Raw genomic sequence first — 2,546 nt, forward strand, 5'->3', positions numbered from 1 at the left:
GGCAGGCGAGCTGTTCATCCTGGCCGCTGGCCGCCTGCCGGTGGTGGACCTGCCCGTGCGCGATGACCTGCGCACGCGCCTGGGCTGGGGCTTGTCCTTCGCCCTGCAGCCCCTGGACGAGGCCGGGGTGCGCGAGGTGTTGCAGCAGGCCGCCCAGCGCCGAGGCATGCTCCTGAGCGAAGAGGTGCTGGCCTACCTGCTCAGTCGCCACGAGCGCGACCTCGGCTCCCTGATGGGCCTGCTCGATCGCCTCGACGTCTATGCCCTGTCCGAGCACAGGCTGGTCACCATCCCCTTGCTCAAACAGATGCTGGCCTCAGAATCCCCCTCACCATGAACCTCTGCCTCTTCGACCTCGACCACACCCTCCTGCCGCTGGATTCCGACCACGAATTCGGGGAGTTCATCATCCGCCAGGGCCTGGTCGATGGCGCCGATTACCGGCGTCGAAACGACGATTTCTACCGCCAGTACTGCGACGGCACCCTGGTGCTGGATGACTACATCGCCTTCACCACCAGCGTCTGGCGCGAGTTGTCGGTGGCCGAACAGTCGGCGCTGCAGCAGGCGTACATGGGCGAGGTGATCCTGCCGGCGCTCAAACCTCAGGCGGTCGAGCTGGTCGAGCGCCACCGCGCCCAAGGCGACCTGCTGGCCATCGTCACCGCCACCAACGAATTCGTCACCCGCCCGATCGCCGACGCCTTTGGTGTGGACGACCTGATCGCCGTGCGTTTGCAGCGCGACGACCTGGGGCGGGTGAACGGCCGCATCGACGGCGTGCCCTCGTTCCGCGAAGGCAAGATCACACGTGTGGAACAATGGCTGTCTGATCAGGGTCGCCACCTCGGCCAGTTTGATCGCGTCAGTTTCTACAGCGACTCCCCCAACGACCTGCCCCTGCTTGAGCGGGCCACCGACCCAGTGGCCACCAACCCCAGCCCCGAGCTGGAAGCCGTGGCGCAGTCTCGAGGCTGGCGCATCCTCCGGTTGTTTGCATGATCAAAAGCCTGATTCACAAGTTCCTCGGCAAGAGCGCCCCCCACAAGCGCCCGCACGCCCACGCCGCCAAAGGCGGGGCCAAGCCTGCGCGCATCCCCACAGGCAAACGCGTTGACGTGCCGGCCTCCGAGCACGGCATCGACCCCAAGCTGGTCGACGAGCGTGCGCGCAAGGTCGTCGAAACCCTGCAAGACGCCGGCTACGAGGCCTACATCGTCGGTGGCGCCGTGCGCGACCTGCTGCTGGGCCTGCGCCCGAAAGACTTCGACGTGGCCACCAACGCCACGCCCGAGCAGGTCAAGGGCCTGTTCCGCCGCGCCTTCATCATCGGCCGGCGCTTTCGCATCGTGCACGTGGTCTATGGCCGCGGTCGCGAGCACGAGGTGATCGAGGTCTCGACCTTCCGCGCCTACCTCGACAACGACGCCGCTGAGCAAGTCTCCGGCAACGAAAAGACCTCCAAGCGCGAGCTGGCCGACAAGTCCCACGTCGTGGACGCCAGCGGCCGCGTCTTGCGCGACAACGTCTGGGGCCCGCAGGACCAGGACGCTGCGCGCCGCGACTTCACCATCAACGCCATGTACTACGACCCGCGCACGCAGGTCGTGGTCGACTACCACGGCGGCATCCAGGACGCCAAAAAGCGCGTGCTGCGCATGATCGGCCACCCAGAGACCCGCTACCGCGAAGACCCGGTGCGCATCATCCGCGTGGTGCGTTTTGCCGCCAAGCTGGGCTTCGAGATCGAACCCAAGACGCGAGAGCCCATCCGCGAGATGTCCGAGCTGCTTGCCAACGTGCCGCAGTCTCGCCTGTTCGACGAAATGATCAAGCTGCTGCAGACCGGGCATGCGCGAGCCTCCATCGAGCAGTTGCGCAAGCAAGGCCTCGATCGCGGCGTCTTCCCCATCCTCGATGCGGTGTTCGATGAGGCTCGCCGCCACCCCGGGCGCGAGCAGTTCGTGCAGCTGGCGCTGGCCGACACCGATCGGCGCGTCGCGGAGGGCAAGCCGGTGGCGCCCAGCTTCCTGCTGGCCTGCCTGCTCTGGCATGACGTGCTGGACCACTGGCAGCGCAACCAGGCCCAGGGCGAGCCGGTGTTCCCGGCGCTGCAGTCGGCCACCGACGCCGTTTTCGATGCCCGCATCGGCGACATCTCGGGTCGCGGCAAGCTCGCCACCGACATGCGTGAAATCTGGACCATGCAACCCCGTTTCGATCGGCGCACGGGCAACGGTCCGCTGTCGCTGGTCGAGCAGCCGCGTTTCCGCGCCGGCTTCGACTTCCTGCGCTTGCGTGGGCAGTGCGGCGAAGTTGCGGCCGACCTGGCGACCTGGTGGGAGGACTTCTCCCTGGCCGACGATGTCGAGCGCCGCCGCCTGATGGACGCTGCGCGTCAGCAGGCCGGGCAGGGTGGCCCGCGTCGGGTGCCTCGCAGCAAGGCCTCTGTGGCATCCGCATCCCAGCCAGTGGCGTCGGATGACAACCAAGGCGATGACGAGGCCTATGAGGTCACCGATGTGGCAGGCGACGGCGGTGCACCC

General features: G+C 67.3%; 3 protein-coding genes. All 3 read left to right on the forward strand.

What is annotated here, in order from left to right; all coding sequences use genetic code 11:
• Positions 1 to 337, forward strand: a 337-nt coding sequence (locus tag B2W70_RS11140) for an HdaA/DnaA family protein (RefSeq protein WP_286745715.1), incomplete at its 5' end; no start/stop codon positions are given.
• Positions 334 to 1,002, forward strand: coding sequence for an HAD family hydrolase (locus tag B2W70_RS11145; protein ID WP_286745717.1), 669 nt, complete (start codon positions 334 to 336; stop codon positions 1,000 to 1,002). The genes B2W70_RS11140 and B2W70_RS11145, both read left to right, overlap by 4 nt.
• A partial coding sequence (pcnB, locus tag B2W70_RS11150) for a polynucleotide adenylyltransferase PcnB (RefSeq protein ID WP_286745719.1) occupies positions 999 to 2,546 on the forward strand: 1,548 nt, incomplete at its 3' end. The genes B2W70_RS11145 and pcnB, both read left to right, overlap by 4 nt.

Source organism: Aquabacterium sp. UBA2148, from assembly GCF_002328915.1.
In the GTDB taxonomy this organism is placed as follows: domain Bacteria; phylum Pseudomonadota; class Gammaproteobacteria; order Burkholderiales; family Burkholderiaceae_C; genus Aquabacterium; species Aquabacterium parvum.

Excerpts from the sequence above, each read along its gene's own strand:
- B2W70_RS11145 (WP_286745717.1), top strand. The coding sequence starts at position 334 with ATGAACCTCTGCCTCTTCGACCTCGACCACACCCTCCTGCCGCTGGAT.